Origin of the sequence: Bradyrhizobium diazoefficiens, assembly GCF_016612535.1 — a bacterium.
GTDB classification, from domain to species: domain Bacteria; phylum Pseudomonadota; class Alphaproteobacteria; order Rhizobiales; family Xanthobacteraceae; genus Bradyrhizobium; species Bradyrhizobium diazoefficiens_C.
Genome location: NZ_JAENXS010000002.1, coordinates 2032999 through 2056786 on the forward strand (window position 1 = coordinate 2032999; position 23788 = coordinate 2056786).

The window sequence follows — 23788 nt, forward strand, 5'->3', positions numbered from 1 at the left end:
TTCCCGCCATTGGCACGCCTCGCCCAATCATGTAACCCGACCCAAAATCCTTGCCGGGACGGGACGCTGATGAGTGCGGTTGCCAATGATGAAGCGGGACATGGCACCCGCGCGCTGATCTTTGCGCTGGTCGCGCTCGCCTGCGGGCACATGCTCTCGACCTTGCTGCGCACGATCCCGGCGCTCAGCCTCGATCTGATGGCGGCGGATTTCCACGTGCAGCCGCAGGCGCTGGCGAGCCTCACCTCGGTCTATCATTTCGCCTTTGCGGCCTCGCAGATCCCGGTCGGCGCGGCGATGGACCGTTTTGGCGTGCGGCCGGTGTCGCTGAGCCTGCTTGCGGGCACCATCGTCGGCGCCATCGCGTCCGGCTTAGCGACGGGGCCTTCGAGCTTTGCGTTCGGGCAATTGCTGCTGGGCATTGCGACCTCGGGCATGCTGATGTGTCCGATGACGCTGGCGGCCAAGCAATTGTCAGCGACCCGCTTCGGGCTGTGGTCGGGCGCGATCCTGTCGATCGGCAATATCGGCATGCTGTTGTCGTCGAGCCCGCTCGCCTTCGTGGTCGATCACTACGGTTGGCGCGCCGGGTTCTGGATCGCAGCACTCGGCGCAATCGCGGTGGCGCTTGCGGTGTTCGCGCTGGTGCCGAACCAGAAGGCCGAGCACAAGGACGATGCCTCGCCACTGTCGCAGATGACCGAGGTGCTCAGGCTCGGCCTGTCGCGGCCGCTGCGCGGGCTGATCGCGCTGGCGCTGGTGTCGCTGGCGACCTCGCTGGTGCTGCGCGGCTTGTGGGGCGGGCCATGGCTGATGCAGGTCAAGGGATTGACCCGGGTCGAGGCCGGCAACCAGCTCGGCGCGTATACGCTGGCGATGATCGCAGGCCCGCTGCTGATGGGCTTGATCGATCGCAAGGTCGGCCGCCGCCGTGAGCTCGTGGCCGGCACGCACACGGTCGCGGCGCTGCTGGTCGCGCTGATGGCGCTCGGCGCGCCGCGTTACGCGGTTGCATGGCTGTTCGGCGTACCCGTCATGCCGCCGCAATATGATCTCGTGCTGTTCGTGCTCATTGGCCTTGCGACGTCGGCTCAGCCGCTGCTGTTCGGCATGTGCCGGCAACTGGTCGACGCGCAGACCGCGGGCAGGGCGCTGGCGGCGGTGAACCTCGCCTTCTTCCTCGGCACGGCCCTGATGCAGTCGATCACCGGCGCGGTCGCGGCGTTCGCGGGGCTGCCGACGGTGCTACTGTTCATGGCAGCTGCGCTGATGGTGGGCGTGGTGATCTTCCTCGCTTGCACATTGCCGGCGATGGAAGCGCAGGGAGAGACCTAAGGCGGAGCGCCGTCATTCCCGCAATTCCTAATTCGTTCAGAAGCCCGGCGCGCGACGAGCCCCAGGGCCCTCACCGCCACGAAACGAACAAAGGCCTCATCAATTAGCCATCAAGGGCGTCACCCCGCTTTTCGAATGGCGGAGTTTCCTGCTAATGAGGTCCCACCTCCCCTCATTCTTCCGTGATACGAATGCCTGCAGCAATGATGTCCGAAACAGCCAAGCCGATTGCATCCAGCGGCCTCAAGCCGCTGTCCGAGGAGCGGCGCGTGAGCCTGCTCGTGCTCTGTGGCCTCGCGCTGGTGATCGGCGTGATGACGGGCGTGGGCGCCGTGGTGTTTCGCGCCCTGATCGGGCTGGTGCACAATTTGTTCTACAATGGCCGATTGAGCCTGGTGTACGACGCCAATATCAGCGAAGGCGCCAGCCGCTTCGGCGACCTCATCCTGTTTGCGCCGATCATCGGCGGGTTGATCGTCGTTTTTCTCGTGAGGCGCTTTGCCCCGGAGGCCAAGGGCCATGGCGTTCCCGAGGTGATGGATGCGATCTTCTACAAGCGCGGCAACATTCGCGGCACCGTAGCGGTGATCAAGGCTTTGGCTTCGGCGATATCGATCGGCAGCGGTGCAGCCGTCGGACGCGAAGGGCCGATCATCCAAATCGGCTCGGCGCTCGGCTCGGCCTTCTCGCAGTTCCTCGGACTTTCGACCCGGCAGAAGATCACGCTGCTGTCCGCCGGCGCCGGCGCAGGCATCGCCGCGACCTTCAACACACCGCTCGGCGGCGTCTTGTTCGCCCTTGAAATCCTTCTGCCGGAGGTATCGAACCGGACTTTCCTTCCCGTCGTGGTCGCGACGGGGGCCGCGACCACGATCGGGCGCATCCTGATCGGCCCTGACCCCGCCTTTGCCGTGCCCGACGTTCAATTCCCGATGGTCGCCTCGTTCAACATCCAGGAGGCGATCGCGTTCGTCCTGCTCGGATTGTTGTGCGGCGTGGCGGCCTGGGCCTTCATCCGGGTGCTCGTTTTCATGGAGGACGGATTTCCAAAGCTGGCGCAGAACGAATATGTCCAAAACGTTCTCGGCATGACGGTGATCGGCCTGATGATGGTGGGTCTCACCCGCACCTTCGGACACTCCTACGTCGACGGCGTCGGCTATTCGGTCATCCAGGACATTCTCGACCACAAGATGACGACAGCCGGCCTGCTCGCGCTGCTGTTTGCACTCAAGCTCATCGCAACGACCGTGAGCCTCGGCTGCGGCGCCTCGGGCGGCATCTTCTCGCCGTCGCTCTACCTCGGCGCCACCCTGGGCGCCGCTTTTGCTGCCGCGACGAGTTCGATCCTTCCGCATTCCGGGCTGACGCCGTCTTCCGCCGCCATCGTCGGAATGGCGGCCATCGTCGGTGCCGGAACCGGCGGCGTGATGACGGCGATCGTCATGGTGTTCGAGATGACCCGCGACTACGCGATCATCGTTCCCGTGATCGTCGCGGTCGCGCTGGCTGCCGGCGTGCGGCGCGCGCTCGTCAACGAGACGATCTACACCGTCAAGCTGCGCCATCGCGGGCATCGCATTCCCAAGGAGCGGCACATCAATCTCTATTTGGTCAAGCAGGCCCAGGACATCATGGAGCAGCGTTTCATCGTCGCCACGGCCGGCACGACGCTGAAGCAGGCCCTGACCGCGGAAGATATCGATGACGCCCGCGCCATCGTGGTCGAAAGGGACGGCCGGATCATGGGACTTATCCCGCCGCGTTCGGGCCTGTGGGCCGCGTCTCACACCAACCCCGACATTCTCGTCGAAGCCTTCGCCGAACGGCGGCTGGTGGTTTGCCGGGACGAGGACCTGTTGAGTCTCGTCTTTGCCAGGCTGCGTCGCCACCGCGCCGGTGCGGCGATCGTCTTTCGCGGCGGCTCACGCCCGCGCGTGAACGACATCGTCGGTATCGTCACCAAGCGCGTGATCGCGGATGCCGTCATCGCCAGCTATGAGGATTGATCTGCGCTCTAGAGCCCTTTCCGTTCCGATGGAATCGGAACGGGGCTCTAGATTCTTGTTTTGACGCGTTTTCTTGACGCGAACCGGCATCCACTTCGCTCGAAAACGCTCTAGTATTCCGGCGCTGATCCGCCCGCAGGCGCGCTCGCGTCATGCTTTGGACCGAGCGTCTCCAGATAAGCGATGATGTCGTGGCGCGAGGGCGCATCGAGCACGCGCACCGGCATTTTCGCTCCCGGCAACAGTTTTTGCGGGCCAGCCAGCCAGTCGTCCAACTTGTCCCGGGTCCAGCTCAGGTGGGCCGTCCTGAGCGCCGGCGAATAGTCGTAGCCGGCGACGGAGCCCGCCGGGCGGCCCACCACCCCACCCAGTTCGGGGCCGGTCATATTCCTGTCGGGGGCGTGGCAGGCGCTGCAACGCTGGGTGAAGAGCTCCTGGCCATGGGCGGCATCGGGCGGCGCACCGGCAAGAAAGCGCGACAGGTTCTTGGCCTCGGACGGGCTCGGAGAGCGGCCCATGGTGTAGCTCAACGTGATCGTGTCGACATGCTCGGTGTCGGCGTCCTTGCCAAAGGCCGGGTCGACATAGAACACGACCGGCATGTCCACCTTCTGGTGCGGATCAAGCCGCTCCTCATTGAAGCAGAAGCACTGAATCTTGTTGAAGTAGATGCCGCTCGTTTCCGGCGTGACGTTGAACGTCGCGTGTCCGACCGTCGTCTCGTCACCCAGATTCTCGGCGCTGAAGAAGACGAGCTTCTGCTCGCCGAGATGAACCTGCACGGAGCGCTGCTCGGGTGCAAACCTCCAGGGCAACCCGGGCGCGACATTGGCATCGAACGCGACTGTCACCGTTCGTTTGGAGCTGGTCAGCGGATCTGAATAGGCTCGTTGCGTTGTTCCCCCATATCCGGTTGCGCCGCAAAATACGCGGTAGAGCACCGGCGAGTAGGCGACCAGACCGGTCATGACTGCAAGCGTCATAACGCAAGGAATAACAACGTTCAGGTTCTTGCGATAACGCGGTTCCATCGTCGTCCCCCGAAACGATGGTCGCGCCATCGCAATGCCTGGATCGGTTTGTGAGACACGCCCCCTCCCCCGATAGCCCCGCAAGTGCCGCCACGCCAGAACAGGGAGCCGCCTTTCGTCGGGTTTGACGATGTTGTGATCCGGGATTAAAGCCGAGCATCTTCGCATCACCCGTTATTCAAGGGCACCTGTTGCAACTGGACAAAACGGAGCGGCCGTCATGGGCACTGCAAAGACCGTTTACGACGAACACGAAGGCCGCGTAGCGACGATTACGACGATCGCGATCGAGGCGAAGGCCGTCACGCGCAGCGAGAGCGAAGCGGAGATCAACCCGACGAATGATCAGGATGCGGAAAAAATCGTCTACGCCAGGGCGTTCCAGGCCTGGGCGGAAGGCCGGATAGACGGAAACGCCGAAGACATCTTCGAGACCGTTCAGGAGGTTCTCGAAATCTAGACGCTTGTCGAGGGAGTGCCGATCTGTCCGGCTTGCACGGAGACTCTGAGGCCTTGCGCTGCGGCATGCCGCAGGGGATGCTGACAGGCATCGTGCATCAAAGGACCACCTCATGCCTGTCGACACCAAAGCCGCCACCGACCGCCTCATGCGCTTCCTTTCCGTGGAAGGCGTCACCGGACAGGAGGCGGCGATCGGGCGTGAGCTCACCGCCGCGCTGAAGGAGAGCGGCGTGCCGGCCAAGGCAATCCGGCTCGACGATGCCAACACGCGCATTCCGGTGCCGACCGAGACCGGCAACCTCATCGTCGACCTGCCCGGCCGCGGCGCGCTGCACAACCAGCCGCGGATCATGTTCATGACCCATATGGACACCGTGCCGCTCTGCGCCGGCGCCAAGCCCAAGAAATCCGGCCGCAAGATCGTCAACGACGCCAAGACCGCGCTCGGCGGCGACAATCGCTGCGGTTGCGGCGTACTGGTGACCTTGGCGGCCGAGCTCGAGAAGCAGAAGCTCGACCATCCGCCGATCACGCTTCTATTTTGTGTGCGCGAGGAGAGCGGGCTCTATGGCGCGCGCCACGTCAAGCTGGACGAGCTCGGCTCGCCGGTAATGGCGTTCAACTATGATGGCGGCTCGGCCTCCAACGTCGTAATCGGCGCCGTCGGCGCCGATCGCTGGAACGTCGAGATCTTCGGCCGCGCCTCGCATGCCGGCGTCGCGCCGGAGCGCGGCATCTCCTCGACCATGATCATGGCGCTGGCACTCGCCGACGTGAAGGCCGGCGGCTGGTTCGGCAAGGTGGTGAAAGGCAAAGGCGCAAGCGCGCGGCAAGGCACCAGCAATGTCGGTCCCGTCACCGGCGGCGAAGGCCGCCCCGCGGGCGATGCCACCAATGTCGTCACCGATTACGTGCATGTGCGCGGCGAAAGCCGCAGCCATGACGGAAAATTCTTCAAGGAGATCACCAAGGCATACAAGGCCGCGTTCGAAAAGGCGGCCAAGAAGGTGACGAACGCGCAGGGCAAATCCGGCAAGGTCAAGTTCAAGGCCGAGACCGATTATTACCCGTTCCGCATGAAGGACAGCCAGCCCGTCATCAAGCGCGCGGTCGAGGCCGTGTCCGCGATCGGCGGCACCCCGAATGTCCGCACCGCCAATGGCGGTCTCGATGCCAACTGGATGGTCCGCCACGGCGTCCCGACCGTGACCTTCGGCGCCGGCCAGAACGAGGCGCACACGATCGACGAGTGGATCAATCTCGATGAATACGACCGCGCGTGTGCGCTGGCCGTTCAGCTTGCGACGATGCGGTGAGGTAAGCGGTAGGGTGGGTTAGCCCGCGGCTGCGCGAAGCGCAGTCCGCTGGCGTAACCCATGCTTCCGCGACCGCAGAACGAAGTTGGTGGGTTACGCCGAGCAGATGCGCTTCACGCATCTGCAGGGCTAACCCACCCTACGAAACAAAAAGAAAAATCGGGAGGCCACATGCCGCGCATCGCAAATATCGAGACCGGATTCCACCGGATCCCCCTGCCCGTCACGCTGTCCGACTCCACCCATGGCGAGATCGCGGCGTTCGAGCTGATCACCTGCCGCATCCGCGATGCCGATGGCGCTGAAGGTGTGGGCTACACTTATACCGTGGGGCGCAATGGCGGCGCCGTCGCCGATATTCTGGGGCGCGAGATCCCACCGCTGGTCGAGGGACGCGAGGCCGACGACACCGAGGCTGTCTGGCATCACGTCTGGTGGGGGCTGCATTATGGCGGCCGCGGCGGGCCGGCGGTGCTGGCGCTGTCGGCGCTCGACATCGCCCTGTGGGATTTGAAGGCGCGGCGCGCCAATTTGCCGCTATTTCGCTTGCTCGGAGGCTTCGATGCGCGCGTGCCGTGTTACGCCGGCGGCATCGACCTCGATCTCCCGGTCGAGGCGCTGTTGAAGCAGACCGACGGCAATCTCGCAAAAGGTTTTCGCGCCATCAAAATGAAGGTCGGCCGGCCCGACCTCAAATCCGACGTCGCGCGCGTCGCGGCGATGCGAGAGCGTCTCGGCGACGGCTTTCCGCTGATGGCGGATGCCAACATGAAATGGACGGTCGAGGAAGCGATCCGCGCCGCGCGCGCGTTCGTTCCGTTCGATCTCACCTGGCTCGAGGAGCCGATCATTCCTGACGACGTCGCCGGACACGCCCGCATCATGCAGGCCGGTGGCGTGCCGATCGCGGCGGGTGAGAATTTGCGTTCGCTGTGGGAGTTCAAGAACTACATCACATCAGGCGCGGTGTCCTATCCCGAGCCCGACGTCACCAATTGCGGTGGCGTGAGCGCGTTCATGAAGATCGCGCGGCTGGCGGAGGCATTCAACCTGCCCGTCACCAGCCATGGCGCCCACGACATCACCGTGCATCTGCTCGCGGCCTGCCCGAACCGCTCCTATCTGGAGGCGCACGGCTTTGGCTTGGACAAATATATCGAGCATCCGCTGGTGCTCGAAGACGGCAAGGCGCTGGCCCCGGCGCGGCCGGGCCATGGCATCAGCTTTGACTGGAAGGGGCTGGCGAAGCTGGCGGCGTAGGGACGCGTTGCTGCACGCGAGGCATTCCGAGGCGCTTGATGCGGCGCGCGGATTATCCGCTATGGTGGCGGTGCCGACACCCTTGCGAGAGACGCCCGCCTTGACACCTGAGCTGCACCAGAAACTCACCGCGTGGCGCCGGCATCTGCACGCCCACCCCGAATTGTCCTTGCAGGAAAAGGAGACCTCCGCCTTCGTGCAGGAGCGGCTCGCCGAACTCGGCATTCCCTTCGAGGCGGGCATCGGCGGCCACGGCATCGTCGCGACACTGGCGCGCGGGCCGGCTGAGGGGCGCGTGGGCCTGCGCGCCGACATGGATGCGCTGCCGATCACCGAAGATACCGGGCTTTCCTACGCCTCGAAACATCCCGGCGTGATGCATGCCTGCGGGCATGACGGGCACACCGCCTCGCTGCTCGGCGCCGCCGCGCTGCTCGCTGCGGACACCGGCTGGAGCGGCACCGTCGACTTCATCTTCCAGCCGGCCGAGGAAGGCTATGGCGGCTCGCGCGCAATGGTCGCGGCCGGGCTGTTCGAGCGCTTCCCGATGGATCGCGTGTTCGGCTTCCACAACTGGCCGGGCCTCGAGGCCGGCACGATCGCGGTCCATGACGGCGTGGTCATGGCCTCCGGCGGACGCCTCACCATCACCATCGAGGGCCATGCGGGACATGCCGGCATGCCGCATCTGACGCGCGATCCGGTGATGGCGGCGGGGCACCTGATCGTCGCCATGCAATCGATCGTGTCGCGCAGCGTCGATCCGCTCGACACCGCCGTGCTCTCGCTGTGCACGATCGAGGGCGGCACCGCGCCCAATCAAATCGCGGGCAAGGTCGTAATCCGCGGCACACTGCGGCATCATCGCAACGACGTGAAGGACATCATCCTCGCGCGGATCGGCGAGATCTGCGCCGGCATCGCCACGAGTTTCGACGTCAAGGTCACGCCCGACATTGTCATGGGCGTCGGCGTCGTCATCAACACGCCGGAGGAAGCCGGTTTTGCGCGCATGGCGGCGGAGAAGATGCGGGCGCAGGTCAGGCGCGACCTCGCGCCGAGCATGGCGGGTGAGGATTTTGCGCACTATCTCGCGCAGCGGCCAGGCGCGTTTGTCTGGATCGGCAACGGTCCCTTGCGCGACGGCGCCGAGCTGCACGGCCCACGCTACGATTTCAACGACGCGATTCTGCCGGTCGCCTCGACCTGGATGGCCGAAGTCGCCAAGACGGCGCTGGCGGCGAACTAGAGAATTATCCCGCCCGCGTTCGCGCCATCACGTCTCGTCGAGAAGATCGAACAGCTCTTCGACCCGGTCGAACGGGGCATCGCGCATCGGACTGTGGTGGACGACGCGATCGCCATCACGCTGCAACGATTTCCCCTTGGATTTTCCTTTGGACTTCCGCAACCGTCCCGGCAGGAACGTCGCGGCCACCGCCTCCGTCCCGACGTCGAGGCGAACGATGCCTCTGCGCTTGCAATCCATCCTCAATCGCGCAGCCGCAAAAAAGTCGCGGGCGGCCTGCGGCAGGGGACCGAAGCGGCGCGAGGTTTCCTCCTCGAGGTCGTCGAGACCGTCCTCGCTGGCGCAGCGTGCGGCACGGGCATAGAGCTCCAGCCGCACGGGCGCGGATTGCACATAGCTCGCGGGCAGCATGTCCGCGACCGGCAGATTGAGGTCGGGCACCCACACCATCGACCTGCCGTCATCGATCTTTTCCGAGGCCATTTTCAGGAGGTGGCTGTAGAGCACGGGGCCGAAGACCTGGACATGGCCGGATTGCTGTTCCGAGAACAGATCGCCCGCGCCCCTGAGATCGAGGTCGCGCTCGCTGATGGCGAAGCCCGCGCCCGGCCGGCTGAACTCCTCCAGCACGGCCAGCCGCTTTTCGGACTGCACCGAGGCTGACTCCGTCAGCAGAAAGGCGAAGGCGCGGATGCCGCCGCGGCCCACGCGCCCGCGCAACTGGTGCAGCTGGGCAAGGCCAAACTTTTCGGGCCAGCACACCACGATGGTGTTGGCACGCGGGATGTCGAGGCCGCTCTCGACGATGTTGGTCGCGAGCAGAACGTCGGCCTTGCCCTCGACGAAGGTCATCATCCGGTCGTCGATCTCGTCGGCCGGCAATCTGCCGTGCAGACAGACGATCTTGAGATCGGGCGCCACCGCCTGCACGCGCGCCAGCATCGGATCGAGATCCTGGATGCGCGGGCAGATCAGAAAGCTTTGCCCGTGCCGCCGCTGTTCGCGCAGCAGGGCCGACGCGATGGCGGCATCCGACAGCGGCGCGATCTTGGTCGCGACCGGAAGCCGGTGAACGGGGGGCGAGGCGATGAGACTCAGATCCCTGAAGCCGGCGAGACCCGCGGCGAGCGTCCGCGGGATCGGCGTGGCGCTCATCCAGAGCGTATGGACATTCTTGGCGAGCCCAGAGAGCTTTGCCTTCTCGGCGGCGCCAAAATGCTGCTCCTCGTCGATGATGACGAGGCCGAGATCATCGAATTTCACGTCCTTCGAGCTGAGCGCCTGCGTGCCGACCACGACTTTCATCCGGCCGCTGCGCAGGCCTTCCTTGGTCTCCCGCAGCTCCGCAGACGAAATGGCGCGCGACAGGCTTCCGACCTCGATATCGAACGGAGCGAAGCGCTTGCGGAAGGTCGCGACGTGCTGCCGTGCCAGCACGGTCGTCGGCACCGCGATCGCCACCTGCTTTCCGGACAGCACCACGGCGGCCGCCGCCCGCAGCGCCACCTCGGTCTTGCCGAAACCGACGTCGCCGCAAATCACCCGGTCCATCGGATGACCGGATGCAAGATCGTCCAGCACGTCGTCGATGGCCTTGGCCTGATCGATGGTCGTGAAATAAGGGAAGCGCGCCACGAATTTTTCGTAAACCGAGCCCGGCGGGACCAGCTTGACTGCCTTGCGCCGCTTGCGCTGACTGATGTGCTTGGCAAGCACCTTGCCAGCAACCTGAATCTCCTGCTCAGCCTCGCTGCGGCGCGCCCACCAGGTGCTGCCGTCCGCCTTGTCGAGCGCCAGCTTGCCGCGCTCTGCCGCGTATGGCCACATCTGCGCCAGATCGGGCGGCGGCACCAGAACCGCATTGTCCCCAGCAAACGAGAGCCTGACCATCTCCCGCAATGCGCCGCCGCCGGTGTTCACGGTCTGCAGGCCGTCGAGCACGGCGATGCCGCGCTGGAGATGCACGACCACGGTGCCCTGTTCCGGCACGTCGGCATGATCGAAGGCGGCGATCCAGCTTCGCGCCATCGGCTGCGGATGATGGGCCCTGCTGCCGAGCACGTCGGCCGCGGTCAGGACGACAGCAGGCTTCTTTCCCGAAATGACGAAGCCCGCATCAAGGTCGGCGAGCAGCGCCACATCGCGAGGGCGCGCACTCTCCACCGCCGCCCAATCTGCGGCGCGTTCCGCCTTGACGCCGCTCATCCGCTCCATCGCGCGCAGATCTTCCTCCTGCGCCGCGACGAAGATCAGACGCGCCCCTGAACGTCTGATCTCGTCGACGAAGGTGCGAAGCGCCTTCCTGGCGGATGAGAGCTTGGAGAATTCCGGCGTCGCCTGGAACGGAGCATTGCGCGGCAGCACTTTCATGCCACGGGTCGCCTGCTTCCAGTCGCTCCGCCCGAGATATTCGCGCTCCCTGTCCGCGCGGCCCGCGGCCTCCTCGATCGTGCTCAGCCAGCCGTCGGCATGCAGCGCCACACCGGCATCCGCGATCCATTTGGCCTTGCCGCAATAGTCGAACAGCGTCGCGCGCTTGGCCCGTGCACCGGAGATGGCGAGCCGGTCCGACATGGGATCGACGAGAAGCTCCTTGGTCTCGAAGATGATCTCGTGCTGTTGCGGGTCGAACGCTACGATCCGGCGGATGGCGCGCGCGGAATGCTCGACGCGGAACGGGCCCAGCGCGCCCGCGGGAAAAATCTCGAAGGTCTGGCCGTGAAACAGCGCACCGCCCGGATAATCCGGCTCGTCATCGAGATCGTAGCCCAGCGCTTCGAGACGAACGCGAAGCTCGCTCTCGGAGAACGCGCCGCCGACCTTCAAACTCGTGTTCAGCCGCAACAGGCTCGCTGGCGGCGGCAAGCGCTCCATCACGGCTTCCGCCGTCGAGACGAGAAAGATCGGCTGCTTCGATTTGGCAAGACGCCTCAAGACCGAGGCTCTGCGCCCGGCGATCTCGCGCGACGGCTCCAATTGATCGAACGGCAGGGTGTTCAGCCGCGGAAAGACCAGGACCTCGCAGGACTGGTCCAGCGCATGAATGACGCTGCCGAGCCGCTCCGCCCTGTTCTCGCTCTCGGCGAGAAACACGAGACCGCTACGGCCGGAGTCCTTCCATTGGGCTAGCAGATGCAGCGCCATCATGCCGAGCGGCGACGACGACGAGATCGTGGCGCGCCGTGCCCCTTGGCTCTTCCTGGGCGAGCTATTTTTTGGCGCGCTCTTGGTCAGTGAGCTCTTGTTCGGCGAGCTTTTGGCTCGGCGCACTTTTGTGGAATGCCGCACGTTCATCCGTTTCTGGTCGTCAAAGATTGTCGATTGCACGGGCGCCGAGCTCATGTCGATTCGGCCGCCGATCGTCATGCATATGGGATTTGCCGTGCGAACGCACGCCTCCGATCACGTCTCGCGCGAAGTGATCGTCAACAGAAGGTGACGTCTCTTTTCCTTCTATTCTTGTTCTATTCTTGCCAGAACTCTACGAGCTCCTCCATCGTCACCAGGTCCACCTGGCCGTGGAAGCGGGTGCGGTACATCGTCATCAGCGCATCGTGCCCGACGTCGGACGAGCTGCAAAGCGCATCCTCGACAATGACCACTCTGAAGCCGAGGTCGACGGCGCTCAGCACAGTCGACAGAACGCAGACGTCCGTCTCCGCCCCTGTGATAACCACCGTGCCGATGCTCTTGTCAATCAGCAGGTTCGCCAGGCCGGAGTTGCTGAACGCGGAATAGGCTGGCTTGTCGATGATGCGGGCCGGAGGAACGAACCGCGCCAGCGCCGGCACGAGGTCGAGCGCGGCCGGCGGAAGGCGGCTGCGGGTTGCCTGCTCCCACCGCCGAAAATAGCTCTGCCATTGCCCGGGACGATCTTCGGGGTCCTGCGGCGTGATAAAGCGCGTAAAGATGGTTCTGACCTGATAGTGCGAAGTAATCGCCACGATGGTCGGCAAAACCTTCTGCATCCATGGCGTTTCCCAGAGACCGCCAGGAGCGAAGATATTCTGCATGTCAATGCAGAGGTGAACGGCATCCCGGATGCGGGCGACGTCCGATTGGCTGTCCCTCATCGTTCTCCACCATGTATCCCCCTACTTCGGGACACACCTCGCTATTCGACAAACTTCGACGATCCCTCCTCGGCATTGGCGGCAGGATCATTGGAAAGCTCCTGCTCCGCCTTGTGCCAGAACTCGTCCTGCTGCCCTTCTGGCCTGCCCGCCGCTTCCCAAAGCTCGTGCGCGCGGGAGCGGATTTGATCTTCCGTTGGCTTCGACATCGATTTCTCCGTGAACATCTGCCGGTTCCAACATCTTGCCCGGGTGCCTCGTTCCAATCCGCGCCTGTCGTCGGAGACGGATCATGCGTTTTCGCGTGCCTTCCGCGGCCGCAACTTCGCCGATGTCTGCTGGAGCTGATCCAGGCGGCATTGAGACGGCTTCTTGTCCGGACGCCAGCGCAGAATTTTCGTGCCGTGGCGAAACCGGCCGCCCGAGACGTGGTCGTAGCAAACCTCGACGACATGAACAGGACGCACCGCCTGCCACTCGGCGGACCGCTTGGTGGACCATCGGCTCGGACCGCCCGGCGCCTTGCCGGTAAAACTTTCGCTGCTGGCGATCTTCTCGAACTTCTCGGTCAGAGCAGACCTGTCGGATGTCTTGATGGCCGATGTGAAGCCGACGTGATGCAGAAGCCCCGCGTCATCGTAAAGTCCGAGAAGAAGCGAGCCGATCAGCTTTCGCCTGCCCTGCTTCTTCTCGCCATATCGGAAGCCGCCGACCACGCAATCGGCCGATCGCATCAACTTGATCTTCTGCATTCCGTCGCGGGTGCCGCTGCGGTAGGCGAGGTCGAGGCGCTTTGCGACCACGCCATCGTGGCCCGCCTCGACGGATTGGAGCCACTTCTTCGCCTCGGCGTAGTTGCGGCTCGCCGGAGACAGCGCGAACGGGTCGCCGCGACCGAAGTGATGCCGCGAGAATTTTTCGAGTGCGGACCGCCGTTTGGCGAGCTGAAGTGCTGCTAGATCTGCGTCTCCCGACCGCAGCAAATCAAAAGCCATGAAGGTTGCGGGAGTTTCGACGGCGAGGCGCTTCACACGGCTGGCGGCCGGGTGAATGCGCTGAAGCAAGGCGTCGAACGAATAACCCTGGTCGAGCCGAATGATCAGCTCGCCGTCAAGGATGAAGCAATCGGCGGACAGGGCCGATGCAGCGGTGGCGACTTCCGGAAAATAGCGGACGAGATCGCGGCCGCCCTTGGACTGCATGCTGACGCGCTTGCCGTCGCGGATCAGCAGGCACCGGAATCCATCCCATTTCGGCTCGTATTGCCACTGCGCCCCGCGTGGAAGCTCGGAGGCGGACTCGGCTTCCATCAGCTCCATATGTCGACACCTTCAGGCAGGCTTGGAAGGCTGAACAGGTTTGGCAGGATGCGCCGTCCGCGGATGGCGCTCGTGCAACAGGCGCGCCAAGGCCTCGCGTTCCGAGGCGTGCTCTTTCATCGCCGTTTCGAACAGCGCTTCCTGAACGTCGCGCGGCATATCACCCCATACGTCCATGGCAGCCTGCCCCAGCAACTTGGCAAAGTGTTCGTCAACCATGTCGATACTCTCTCCGCGGCCCGACAAGAGGAACTGCGGCCCCGTGCAAGCGTTCCATGACATTCATTGCGAAAACGGAGACATCAGACATGGGACTGTTCACCAAAGACATAAAATCGATGGAAGACCTGCTGATCCATGGGCTGCAGGATATCTATTACGCGGAGCAGCAGATCCTGAAAGCTCTGCCAAAGATGATCGACAAGGCCACCAACCGGGACCTCGTGACCGGTCTCAAAACCCATCTCGAAGAGACCAACAAGCAGGTCGAGCGGCTCGACAAGGCCTTCGCGAAGCTGGGCAAGGAGCCGAGCGGGACGCAGTGCCCGGCCATCGACGGCATCATCGAGGAAGCCGACGAGACTGCGGGCGAGATCGAGGATAAGGCGGTGCTGGACGCCGCCATCGTCGCAAACGCGCAGGCGGTCGAACATTACGAAATGTGCCGCTACGGGACGTTGATTGCATGGGCCGAGGAACTCGGCCACGACGAGATCGTGCGCTTCCTGACGACGAACCTGAACGAGGAAAAGGCCGCCAATACCAAGCTGAACACGGTGGCCCTGCGCAAGGGCGTCAACGCGAGGGCGTCGAGCGCGGCGTAAGACCGGCATTCCCCTCGCCATCTCGGCCTGATCGCGGCGTCATGCCCGGATGTCATTCGTCCGGACGTGAGGCATCCAACTAGACGATGCCGCTCTGCCGAAGCGCCACGATCGCGGCCGTGTCGTAGCCGAGTTCGGCCAGCACGGCATCGGTATGCTCGCCGAGCGTCGGCGGACGCGTCGCGATCTCACCCGGCGTTTCCGACAGCCGGATGGCGGCGCGGGCCACCGGTGCCTGCTTTGGCAAGCCGGGATAATCGACGTCCTGCAAAAAGCCGGCGGCGCGAATGTGCGGATGATCCAGCGCCTGCTGCGGGCTCAGCACGGGCCCGGTCGGAATCATCGCACTTCCGAGCGTGTCGACAGCCTCCTGCGTGGTGCGCTCGGCGCACCAGCGCGCCATCCGCTCACTGATGACGGGGCCGTTGTTGCCGCGACTGATGTCGTCGGCAAAGCGCGGATCGTTCAACCACTCCTCCTCACCCATCAGCTTGGCCCAGCGCTTGAACAGCGGGTGACCCGTAACCTGGCACAGCACCCAGCCGTCCTTGGTTCGGTAGATATCGGCGGGCGCCGCGGTCTGGCCGAGATTGCCGGTCGGAACGCGATTGACATTGATGACGGCCTGCTCGATCAGCGTGGCGTTGGTGAAGGACAGCGCGGTCGCCAGCAACGCGCCTTCGACGATCTGCCCGCGCCCGGATTTGCCGCGCTCGATCAGCGCGGCAAGCGTCCCGAAGGCACAGTGCAGCGCGGTGCCGAAATCGACCCAATTCACCGCCGCGCGGTAAGGCGGATTGCCGGCGCCGGTCATGTAGACCGAGCCCGACATGACCTGGCCTACGCCATCGAAGCCGACGCGGTCGGACCAAGGCCCCGGCCCGCCGAATGCGGTTGCGGTGGTCAGGATGATGTCCGGTTTGATCGCCTTCAAGGAGTCGTAGTCGAGCTTCATGGCGCGCAGCGTCTGCGGCGGCAGGTTGGCGACGACGACGTCCGCGGTCTTGACCAGCCGGCGCATCACCTCCTGCCCCTCCGGCGTCATCGGATCGAGCGTGATGCACTTCTTGTTGCGGTTGACCTGGAGGAACAGGGCACCCTCGCCGCCTTCGCCGACCGGCGCCACGAACCGATCCTCGCTGCCATCGCGCTTTTCGACGCGAATGACCTCGGCACCGAACTCGGCCAGCAATGTCGCGCAATACGGCCCGGCGATGTAGCGCCCGAAATCGAGGACGCGCACGCCTTCCAGAACTCCCCCCATCGGCTCTCTTTCCTTATGACTTTCAAGGCAGATTACAGGGAATGGGTGCGGCGGCAAGGCGGCAGCCCACAACCGGCCTTGCTCTCGAGATGTGATCGGTCACCCCCGTTTCGGCTGGCGGAAATTCTGCTCTAGTATGGAGCCAGCAGTCCCTCCAGCCGGAAGCGCACACCTATGCCGCAACAATTCGATCGATCCGCAGAAGATCTCGGCAACGCCATCCATTTCGAGCACGTCAACATCACGGTTCCGGATCAGCGCCTCGCCGCGCTGTTCTACGTCACCGGCCTCGGGCTGACCCGTGATCCCTATCTGATGGTGTCTGACACCAACATGTGGATCAATGCCGGTCGGAGCCAGTTTCATTTGCCTGATGGCAAGGCGCAGGTGCTGCGCGGCCATACCGGCCTCGTCATCGAAGGCCGCGAGGCGCTGCTGGCGCGATTGGCCGCGGTCGCCAAGAAGCTCGAAGGCACGGCCTTCGCGTTCGCCGAGCATAACGACCATGTCGAGGCGACCTGCCCGTGGGGCAACCGCATGCGGATCCATGAACCCGACGCAGCACGCTTCGGTCGCATCACGCTCGGCATCCCCTATGTCGAGTTCGATGTGCCGGCCGGATCGGCGCAAGCGATCTGCGCCTTCTATCCGGAGATCATGGGGATGCCCGCGGCTTTGCGCAACGGCGACGGCAAGGTCGCCGCGGTGAGGACCGGCCGCGACCAGCATCTGCTGTTTCGCGAGACCGATCGGCCGCAACCCGACTATGACGGCCACCATGTGCAGATGTACATCACCGATTTCTCCGGCCCCTACCGCAAGCTGCTGGCGCGCGACCTGATCTCGCGCGAGGACAACCAGTATCAGTACCGGTTCTGCGACATCGTCGACCTCGACAACGGCAAGCACCTGTTCACGGTCGAGCACGAGGTGCGCAGCGCGACGCATCCGATGCTCATACGGCCGATGGTCAATCGCAATCCCGCGGTCAATAACCGCAACTACGCGTTCGGACATGATCAGGCGTCCTGGGCGATGGGGCCGGATCAATATGAGGGATAGGGCGCTGGCTGGCGACGCAGTGCTGCTCCCACCTGTCTCCAGGCTAATTCCCTGAAAACAGGGATCTTTGCAGGGAAAACAGCGGATTTAGAGGGCTTGTTGAAGAGACGCTGTGCCAAAAAAGCCTGAACAATGGCGTTTCCACTGTAATTCCCTACGTCAAATAACAGGGAAAATTTCAAGATTAACAGGGTACGGAAACACGTTAACAGTGAACAGGGCACAGCGAAGGCGCCGTCCGACGATGGCGATCGTCCCGCAAGACGAGATATCATCGAACAAATTGAACGACCTGCGATCGAATTGATTGCCTAGCTGTTCGCCGGGTGCCTCGCACGGCTCAAGGAGACTCATGCAAGGACCGTCTCTTCCGGCTCTTCTGCTGACCATCATCGGCTTGGCGCCCGCGATTTCAACGCTCGCTGGAAAGCCTCCAATCGATGCCCCATCACAAAGGCCTGCGGGAAGTTTACTTCGCTGCGGACGTAACGCGCTAGCGTGTGCCGATGCGTGGCTTCGCTAACAGTTCTTTTTTCAGGTGAGGCTTTATGAAAATATTGGCTGGATCGATTCGTAAGATTCGGCCGCTATGTGGCTCAAGGCCACAAGCGCGATCCCACTCAGCAGACCCATGTTGATCTCACCGAGCCGACCTACACGTCGACCGCCGCAGCGCTCTGCTTTTTGGTCCTATGGCCCAGGCCGGCGCGCAAGGGTCGATCCCAGCTGAGTATTGATGTGCTGGTAAAACGAGATCTGTGACGGGGCGAAGCCATTGGGACCCGTTGGACCAAAGGTAAGCAGCAGCTCGTGCGTGCGGGAGCGGTTCAGGTTCAGGATCGGCGTCCCGCCGCCCGACAGCGGAATAAGCTTAAATTGAGGGGTTACGCCGCCGCTGGAGACAACCACAAACTTCAGATCGTAACTGTAAACGTCGATCTTTTCAGGCTTCTTCGCGCCCTGCGGCTTTGATGAATGGAGCAGATCGGCAGCCTTTACGTGGTCTTCCAGAAACCGCGCTATACCCAAATCCGACTTCACGAGAAGTGAGCTGGCGTCCCGTTCGATAGGCCATGCTTGCTCGTCGCACATGTCTTTGTTCTTCCCGGGGCCCGCAATGCTGCCGACACTCCAGTAGGAGTAGGCTGTATCCGTTCGTGTTGCGGTCGATGAAAGCTCTCCCGAAAGGCCTAAGCTCCAGCTCCTACCGATCGAGAGGCCCGATTCTGATCCGTTCGTAAGCGTACAATTGTAAGTCAGGTTCGGCGTGAAGCCCGAGCTTTCCACGACGCTAAGGGTCAACTGCAGCTGAACCCCATAGTCTGGCGGTATCGGCGGTCCGAAGCCAGTTGGGGTTTGATTGACCTTGCGTATCCCCTTGATGGTTTCGCACAAGATATTGCGTTTGATCTTGAGCACCATATCCGCGCCGACATCTTGTGCCTCCCACGCTTCTGTGAGCGTGGGCGGGACAACGCCGCAACCGACAAGGGGGATCGTCAGGAGCAGCGCTGCCGTGCTCGCCCTGAGGGACAAATTGAACATTATGGCATGCCTCAGTCTGGCAGCTGGAGGTTCGGATCATCGGGCCGTAGCTGCTTGAGCAGATCGGTCGCATCCCCATGCGGGATTGAGGTGATCGTTACCTCAAAACCAGGGCCCGCCTTCTTGACGTGCAAATTGGCCTGGTCGCCCGCTTTGTCGGCTAGACCGTGAAGCAGATCGCCGGGCACTTCCTCTAGTATAAACTTATAGTTGGCGCCGACCTTCTCGATACGAAACGTATCGATACGTGGGTAACACGTGTTTCCCCACAAGACTTCATTGGCGTAGCAAGGCGGTGGATGAGGGGCCATATCCGTCTCCCGATAAAGTGTTTCCTCGCAATAGATTTTCGTCGCAATCGATACGATCAGGCCCCAATGCAGCCTTGGCAAGTCCCAGTAGCAGAAGCCTTGACGGAAAATTTCGAGTTGTATCTAGGCGGCCACACCCGGCAAGCGCGTGCGCGAGCAATCCCGACTCTCGAACTGGGCTGCGGCGCGTTCCCGGCCGTCAAGCTCTGATCGTTTGCGCGCCTATTTTGCGCTTGCAATTTTGGATAGAAAACAATTTGATGCTGTCAACACGCCACGGAGCATGCCAGCGAAATAGATGGAGGCCGGACGTGTGCTCTTTGCTAATTCGTAGGCTCGGCGGGTTGTTTTGGACCGTCGTCCTCCAGCTGCTGATCGGTGTGCTTGCCGGCTTAGCGTTTGCTGATACTCCTGGCAAGCCGGCGTTGACGGTTATTCTTGAGCGCAATGAAATTCTCGCCGGTCAGACGATGAGCTTCAGCGTGTGGATTGAGAATGCGACAGACGCAAAGATAATCAACGCGGCTCTCAGCTTATTCGGTCCTTCCTTTTTGAAGATCGGGACGCTCGATCAAAAGGGCACGTGCTCCACGAAAGACACCATCGACCTCGATAACGTTGACCCCGGGTCGACCTTAGTGCGGAACAAATTGTGCCTGCAGGCAGGTTCAAGCATTCAAGAGCGAGACGAGAACCTAGGATTCGGCGTCAGTTATTCACTTGAGAAGGACAAAAAAGCGACTGCCGGCGCACTGGTTTCGGAAAAGAAGGTGAGCATCGGCCTTTTCGGGACCGAAAGCGTTGGCGGCGTTTCGCTGCGCCTCGCGGCGTACCTCATTCCAGGCACGTTCTTTTTGATGATTTTGCGATTGTTCGGCCCCAAGGAGTGGACCGTTGAGCTCGGTGCGACGGAGTCCGTTACACTCAGCATTTTTATTTCGGTTTTCTTGTTCTTTTTGGCGGCGTTCGGATTTCCTTTTTTACAGCTGCATTTCGCAGGGATCGGGTCAAATATAAGCGCGATCGCGTTTCTTACGCTGTGTGGCATTGCGATCGCGCTCGCTTTTATCGCAGTCTGCATAGCCAATCGCAGACGCAACGCTCGTATTGTCCAACCAAACGACAATCTCCCCACGATGATTCAGAAAGCTCTGCGTGCTGCCGGCGGCAATTTTGATGCTGTTATGATGACCGCGGACAATAAGCAGTTCTTCGGCTCGCTTGCGGTGCCTACAAGCGACGGTGGCAAGATCTTGCTCGGATGGTTTCAGCTCAAGATGCCCATCGGTAGACGCCGGTCGAAAGCGGAAGGATTGGTAGCGCGGAACGAATTCGTCAAACTCGCTAAAAAAGCAGCTCGTTGGAAAATTCAACCGGAGATGGTGGATCCGGTCAAGGTACCGGAAAACGGCGGTCTCAAAGCCGGCGGAAATGTTTGGATGTACTTTGATGAGAAAGCCGTGCGTTCGGCAGCCGAGCGAAAGGATCTTGAAGGGAGCAAACCGCTCATCGTGGGCTGATAACGGCTGGGACCGGCCTTGCGGCCGGCCCCAGGAGATCGTTGCCACCTTGCTCGACCGGTTTGGTCAGCAGTGGCGGCATATTTGGGCAGTCGCCCAGCTGTACAGCACTGTGAGGATATCGTGCAAAGTGCGGGAAGACAATGGTTTGCAGTTGGCCGATAGAAGGTTGTTACCCGCGATGCGGCGGCGCTTGTGAGGGATCTGGAAATGGCGCGCGTGATCTATTGTGTGTTTGACGTTCACCTCTGGTCGCAACCTTTCGCTGCTGCCGATTTTGATCCAAGGGTTCACTTTCTTTGGTCCTCTTCCGCCTATCGTCAGATGCGCGGCAACGGCGCCAAAATCGAACTGGCAAACCTTGTCCTGCTTCCTCTGAACGATGAATTTGATCTGCGCCGAAATCACTTCTGGCCGCGCTATCAGGCGGTCGCGAGCAGCATTCCCGGAAGCATAACGTCGTTTGGAGATGCCTGTGATCTCATGTGGCCTCTGCGCTGCAGGCCCAAGAACCTTGATTTGACGCTGAATGAAGTTGTGTGGAATACGAACAAGAAAGTGCGGTCTACGATCTGGCTTTGGCCGTTCGGCTGGTCTTCTCTGCTCGAGATCGACATTGCAGCAGGCGATGAGTTTGACGACCTGTTAGACATTGGCATCAAGCTTCGTCAGAAGGATCCGGCTCCCTTGCTTTTGAAGGGGAAGGCGGTTGCGGTATCGATCGCGCTTGCCCATCTGGCTGAGCTCGTCAGGCAGGATCTGTGCACGCCGGCTGCTCAGGGAAAGGCGATGGAATCTACTCGTCTTCCGCGCTACGTTGTCTGCGCGCTTGAACTGTCGAAGGGATTTCAGGTTCGCCGCAACATTTCCATGGCGGATCGGATGTCGCTGATCGGGGCTATGCGTGGACAGGAACTTGATCAAAGCAAGTTTCTCAGCAATCCTCCTTTATTTACTCCGCTTGGTGATGGCAATTTTGCCGTTACCGACTTCGATGCGGGAACAGCAATTGTCCAGCGGCATCGACAGGACCGGCCTGGCAAGCTGGAAAGCAATCATTGTTTTTACGTTAACACGCGGAATTTCTTCTCGATCTTTCTCACACTTCATCGAATGATCGCTTACCTCGCCGTGAAGTCGAAGGGGGATGCAAGGGCGGTAGCGGCCGCATCAGTGTTGGCGTCCCTGCCTGTCGAGTATCGAAACAGGCTCTGCTCGGAGTTCGCGGCCAAATATGCACCGCAGCCCAGTGCTGTTGTTGGTGGTGGTACGAGCCCCGCTGCGCCGGGCCCTTAGTCGCGGAGGCGCTCGCGGGTGAGCGTATCCTCGTAAAGTTGTAAACAAGCGCCGAACTTTGCCCCCCATCGGCTTCCAACATTGGCTCTGACGCATATTCGATGATCGTGATTGTCTTTATGGCGCGCCAATCAGTCTAGCCTGAAGGAGATCGAGCTTGGCGCGCCCGTACATCTGCCGTTTGACCAGCTTGAGCTTGGTAATTTGAGCTTCCACTTGGCCATTGGACCATGGTTGCGTAATAGCGGCGCGCACCGCGCCCTTATCTTTGGCGATTCCATTCGCGAACGAGGCAATGAGGCTACGCTTGGATTCATCAATCCAGGGTTCGAGCTCCATCTCGGCCTTCTTTCGGATCATCGCGTGGAAGCGGCCAACGAGAGCTTGGGCGTCGGCCAGCATAGGAACGTTTTGTTCGATGACGGCAAGCGTGACGGTCTCGGCATTGGTTAGGTGGTCGCGCTTCGTCGTCATCAACTGCGCTATCGTCCTGGTGGCGGGGACCTTCTGCAATTGTTGATGGCTGATAGTCTCGGCACGCCGCCGTCGCGTTGCCCATTCCGCCACCACGCGCAGCGACCCCTCGAAGCCTTGTCCCTTCAAACGGCGCCAGAGTTCGGCACCGTTGCGACAGCCGCCTGACCACTGCGCGTCCAGGAACGGCAGATGCCCGTCAAGTGTGCCTTGACGGGTGCGGAACATATCCGTACCGCCGCCGCGGCTAATTTGGCGAACCAGATTGCGACTATGTCCTGTGCGGCGGACGATCTCCTTGAGTGGCACACCGTCGCTGACGAGAGCCGCAATTGCGGCATGACTGTCCTGGCGCCGCAGATAGCCCTGATAGCGCAGCTTTTCCGCACAGGTCAGCAATTCGGGGTTGATCGTCGTCGCTCCGATTGCGGTTCGGATTCTGTTCATGGAGCGGCGCACCGCATCAAGGAAGGCCGCGCTCGCATTTTCCATCAGATGCCAGCGGTCGGCGACTTGGATGGCGTTCGGCAGCGCCTTGGCTACTGCCTCGCCGTATCCACCACCGCGATCTTGCGACACAATGTTGATCGCTGGGTGCTTCGATAGCCACGCCCGAACGGTCGCAGTTTCCCTGTCGGGCAGCAGGGTAACGATCCGCCGACGCTCCAAATCGCACACGATCGTCCCGTACCGATGGTTTCTCCGGAACGCCCAGTCATCGATGCCCACAACAAGCAATGGATCTGTCGGCATCGCTGTCCGCCGGCGGACCACCCGTAGCAAGGTATCGTTGCTGACAGGCAGCATGAGCCGCTTGGCGAAGCTTGCCGCCGGCCGGCCGCCGAGCGCCAACCCCAAGTGATGGACGATGTATTCCAGCCGTGCCGTTCGGCGCCGTCGAAGTGGGACGAGGTCTTCTCCGAACCGCTCCGCGAAGATCCGCCGGCGGCAATGCGGCACCTCACATGTAAAGCGCCGCGTGAGCAATCGGAGGCGTACCCTTCTGCCCGCGGATGGCAAATCGGCCACGTGCCGGATGTAACGGCTATGGATTCGGCGCGAAGCTGTCGCGCACAAAGGGCACTGGGCCTCCTCAGCCTCTGACCGGACAGCCAGAATAACCGAATCCTCTGAATCACTTACGCCGTCAAACACCAAACCACTCGGTACTAGCGATGAAATTCGAAAGCCTCTCCGCATGGCGCCGATTCTCCGTTGGAGAATCACAGTCGCCGGCGAACTTCATCAGAAATGAGTCAGAGCCCAACATTGACCCCACATGTGATGAATATTCCGGAGATAGTTCGACGAATTCGGCGGTGTCGGCCGGGGTCAACCTTCCGTGCCGATCGGGGGTCAACTGTGCGCCGAATAACAGGTTGCGTGCATCGATCTGCCGCGAGAGCCGCTTTGAAGACGACCTGAACGACGCGTGTAC

General features: G+C 62.1%; 21 protein-coding genes. 11 read left to right on the plus strand and 10 right to left on the minus strand.

What is annotated here, in order from left to right; all coding sequences use genetic code 11:
* Positions 1-69: 69 nt before the first annotated feature.
* Positions 70-1335 carry an MFS transporter gene (locus JJE66_RS26385; RefSeq protein WP_200517377.1) on the plus strand — a complete coding sequence of 422 codons (1266 nt, stop codon included), beginning with the start codon at positions 70-72 and terminating at the stop codon, positions 1333-1335.
* A 203-nt stretch (positions 1336-1538) separates the two neighbouring features.
* Positions 1539-3344, plus strand: coding sequence for a chloride channel protein (locus JJE66_RS26390; RefSeq protein WP_246756532.1), 1806 nt, complete (start codon positions 1539-1541; stop codon positions 3342-3344).
* Positions 3345-3454: 110 nt separating this feature from the next.
* Here JJE66_RS26390 and JJE66_RS26395 read toward each other — a convergent pair whose 3' ends face one another.
* Positions 3455-4459 (minus strand): cytochrome c oxidase assembly protein, encoded by a 1005-nt coding sequence (locus JJE66_RS26395; protein ID WP_246756533.1) that lies wholly within the window; start codon positions 4457-4459, stop codon positions 3455-3457.
* A 136-nt stretch (positions 4460-4595) separates the two neighbouring features.
* Between JJE66_RS26395 and JJE66_RS26400 the strand changes: the two genes are divergently transcribed.
* From JJE66_RS26400 to JJE66_RS26415, 4 genes are all read left to right on the plus strand, one after another.
* Entirely contained in the window at positions 4596-4835 is a 240-nt protein-coding gene (locus JJE66_RS26400; RefSeq protein WP_200517379.1) for a hypothetical protein, read from the plus strand.
* Between the two features lie 112 nt (positions 4836-4947).
* Entirely contained in the window at positions 4948-6153 is a 1206-nt protein-coding gene (locus tag JJE66_RS26405; protein WP_200517380.1) for a M20/M25/M40 family metallo-hydrolase, read from the plus strand.
* 171 nt (positions 6154-6324) lie between these two features.
* Positions 6325-7413, plus strand: a complete 1089-nt coding sequence (locus JJE66_RS26410; RefSeq protein WP_200517381.1) for a mandelate racemase/muconate lactonizing enzyme family protein — start codon at positions 6325-6327, stop codon at positions 7411-7413.
* A 100-nt stretch (positions 7414-7513) separates the two neighbouring features.
* Complete coding sequence (locus JJE66_RS26415; protein WP_200517382.1) at positions 7514-8662, plus strand: amidohydrolase; 1149 nt, start codon at positions 7514-7516, stop codon at positions 8660-8662.
* 27 nt (positions 8663-8689) lie between these two features.
* Here JJE66_RS26415 and JJE66_RS26420 read toward each other — a convergent pair whose 3' ends face one another.
* The gene (locus tag JJE66_RS26420) at positions 8690-11809 is read right to left on the minus strand and encodes a DEAD/DEAH box helicase (protein ID WP_200517383.1); all 3120 of its coding nucleotides are present in this window, start codon (positions 11807-11809) and stop codon (positions 8690-8692) included.
* Between JJE66_RS26420 and JJE66_RS26425 the strand changes: the two genes are divergently transcribed.
* Positions 11808-12101 (plus strand): hypothetical protein, encoded by a 294-nt coding sequence (locus tag JJE66_RS26425; protein WP_200517384.1) that lies wholly within the window; start codon positions 11808-11810, stop codon positions 12099-12101. The genes JJE66_RS26420 and JJE66_RS26425 overlap by 2 nt on opposite strands.
* Positions 12102-12126: 25 nt before the next feature.
* On the opposite strand, the gene JJE66_RS26430 is transcribed toward JJE66_RS26425, so the two are convergent.
* From JJE66_RS26430 to JJE66_RS26445, 4 genes are all read right to left on the minus strand, one after another.
* Positions 12127-12735 (minus strand): cysteine hydrolase family protein, encoded by a 609-nt coding sequence (locus JJE66_RS26430; protein WP_200517385.1) that lies wholly within the window; start codon positions 12733-12735, stop codon positions 12127-12129.
* A gap of 41 nt (positions 12736-12776) precedes the next feature.
* Positions 12777-12944 carry a DUF2934 domain-containing protein gene (locus tag JJE66_RS26435; protein ID WP_200517386.1) on the minus strand — a complete coding sequence of 56 codons (168 nt, stop codon included), beginning with the start codon at positions 12942-12944 and terminating at the stop codon, positions 12777-12779.
* Between the two features lie 81 nt (positions 12945-13025).
* Entirely contained in the window at positions 13026-14045 is a 1020-nt protein-coding gene (locus JJE66_RS26440) for an ATP-dependent DNA ligase (protein WP_200517387.1), read from the minus strand.
* A gap of 21 nt (positions 14046-14066) precedes the next feature.
* Positions 14067-14273 carry a hypothetical protein gene (locus JJE66_RS26445; RefSeq protein WP_200517388.1) on the minus strand — a complete coding sequence of 69 codons (207 nt, stop codon included), beginning with the start codon at positions 14271-14273 and terminating at the stop codon, positions 14067-14069.
* Between the two features lie 89 nt (positions 14274-14362).
* On the opposite strand from JJE66_RS26445, the gene JJE66_RS26450 reads away from it, so the two are divergent.
* Positions 14363-14878 carry a ferritin-like domain-containing protein gene (locus JJE66_RS26450; RefSeq protein ID WP_200517389.1) on the plus strand — a complete coding sequence of 172 codons (516 nt, stop codon included), beginning with the start codon at positions 14363-14365 and terminating at the stop codon, positions 14876-14878.
* A 79-nt stretch (positions 14879-14957) separates the two neighbouring features.
* On the opposite strand, the gene JJE66_RS26455 is transcribed toward JJE66_RS26450, so the two are convergent.
* Complete coding sequence (locus JJE66_RS26455; RefSeq protein WP_200517390.1) at positions 14958-16142, minus strand: CaiB/BaiF CoA-transferase family protein; 1185 nt, start codon at positions 16140-16142, stop codon at positions 14958-14960.
* 174 nt (positions 16143-16316) lie between these two features.
* On the opposite strand from JJE66_RS26455, the gene JJE66_RS26460 reads away from it, so the two are divergent.
* A complete protein-coding gene (locus JJE66_RS26460) occupies positions 16317-17204 on the plus strand; it encodes a hypothetical protein (RefSeq protein WP_200517391.1) in 888 nt (295 codons plus the stop codon).
* A 690-nt stretch (positions 17205-17894) separates the two neighbouring features.
* Here JJE66_RS26460 and JJE66_RS26465 read toward each other — a convergent pair.
* Together JJE66_RS26465 and JJE66_RS26470 are read right to left on the minus strand one after the other, a co-directional pair.
* Positions 17895-18749, minus strand: a complete 855-nt coding sequence (locus JJE66_RS26465; protein ID WP_200517392.1) for a hypothetical protein — start codon at positions 18747-18749, stop codon at positions 17895-17897.
* Between the two features lie 11 nt (positions 18750-18760).
* On the minus strand, positions 18761-19060 hold the full coding sequence (locus tag JJE66_RS26470; RefSeq protein WP_200517393.1) for a hypothetical protein: 300 nt from the start codon (positions 19058-19060) through the stop codon (positions 18761-18763).
* A gap of 344 nt (positions 19061-19404) precedes the next feature.
* On the opposite strand from JJE66_RS26470, the gene JJE66_RS26475 reads away from it, so the two are divergent.
* Together JJE66_RS26475 and JJE66_RS26480 are read left to right on the plus strand one after the other, a co-directional pair.
* Complete coding sequence (locus JJE66_RS26475; RefSeq protein ID WP_200517394.1) at positions 19405-20580, plus strand: hypothetical protein; 1176 nt, start codon at positions 19405-19407, stop codon at positions 20578-20580.
* A 210-nt stretch (positions 20581-20790) separates the two neighbouring features.
* Entirely contained in the window at positions 20791-21876 is a 1086-nt protein-coding gene (locus JJE66_RS26480; RefSeq protein WP_200517395.1) for a hypothetical protein, read from the plus strand.
* Between the two features lie 117 nt (positions 21877-21993).
* On the opposite strand, the gene JJE66_RS26485 is transcribed toward JJE66_RS26480, so the two are convergent.
* Positions 21994-23550: an ISL3 family transposase gene (locus JJE66_RS26485; RefSeq protein ID WP_200517396.1), complete on the minus strand. Its 1557-nt coding sequence runs from the start codon at positions 23548-23550 to the stop codon at positions 21994-21996.
* Positions 23551-23788 lie beyond the last annotated feature (238 nt).

Bases quoted from the DNA above. Each gene is read 5' to 3' on its own strand.
- JJE66_RS26455 (WP_200517390.1), bottom strand. From the start codon at position 16,142: ATGGGGGGAGTTCTGGAAGGCGTGCGCGTCCTCGATTTCGGGCGCTAC.
- JJE66_RS26445 (WP_200517388.1), bottom strand. From the start codon at position 14,273: ATGGTTGACGAACACTTTGCCAAGTTGCTGGGGCAGGCTGCCATGGAC.
- JJE66_RS26390 (WP_246756532.1), top strand. From the start codon at position 1,539: ATGATGTCCGAAACAGCCAAGCCGATTGCATCCAGCGGCCTCAAGCCG.
- JJE66_RS26440 (WP_200517387.1), bottom strand. From the start codon at position 14,045: ATGGAAGCCGAGTCCGCCTCCGAGCTTCCACGCGGGGCGCAGTGGCAA.
- JJE66_RS26400 (WP_200517379.1), top strand. From the start codon at position 4,596: ATGGGCACTGCAAAGACCGTTTACGACGAACACGAAGGCCGCGTAGCG.
- JJE66_RS26460 (WP_200517391.1), top strand. From the start codon at position 16,317: ATGCCGCAACAATTCGATCGATCCGCAGAAGATCTCGGCAACGCCATC.
- JJE66_RS26425 (WP_200517384.1), top strand. From the start codon at position 11,808: ATGCCGAGCGGCGACGACGACGAGATCGTGGCGCGCCGTGCCCCTTGG.
- JJE66_RS26450 (WP_200517389.1), top strand. From the start codon at position 14,363: ATGGGACTGTTCACCAAAGACATAAAATCGATGGAAGACCTGCTGATC.
- JJE66_RS26430 (WP_200517385.1), bottom strand. From the start codon at position 12,735: ATGAGGGACAGCCAATCGGACGTCGCCCGCATCCGGGATGCCGTTCAC.
- JJE66_RS26465 (WP_200517392.1), bottom strand. From the start codon at position 18,749: ATGTTCAATTTGTCCCTCAGGGCGAGCACGGCAGCGCTGCTCCTGACG.
- JJE66_RS26410 (WP_200517381.1), top strand. From the start codon at position 6,325: ATGCCGCGCATCGCAAATATCGAGACCGGATTCCACCGGATCCCCCTG.
- JJE66_RS26420 (WP_200517383.1), bottom strand. From the start codon at position 11,809: ATGATGGCGCTGCATCTGCTAGCCCAATGGAAGGACTCCGGCCGTAGC.
- JJE66_RS26470 (WP_200517393.1), bottom strand. From the start codon at position 19,060: ATGGCCCCTCATCCACCGCCTTGCTACGCCAATGAAGTCTTGTGGGGA.
- JJE66_RS26385 (WP_200517377.1), top strand. From the start codon at position 70: ATGAGTGCGGTTGCCAATGATGAAGCGGGACATGGCACCCGCGCGCTG.
- JJE66_RS26485 (WP_200517396.1), bottom strand. From the start codon at position 23,550: ATGCGGAGAGGCTTTCGAATTTCATCGCTAGTACCGAGTGGTTTGGTG.
- JJE66_RS26480 (WP_200517395.1), top strand. From the start codon at position 20,791: ATGGCGCGCGTGATCTATTGTGTGTTTGACGTTCACCTCTGGTCGCAA.
- JJE66_RS26435 (WP_200517386.1), bottom strand. From the start codon at position 12,944: ATGTCGAAGCCAACGGAAGATCAAATCCGCTCCCGCGCGCACGAGCTT.
- JJE66_RS26405 (WP_200517380.1), top strand. From the start codon at position 4,948: ATGCCTGTCGACACCAAAGCCGCCACCGACCGCCTCATGCGCTTCCTT.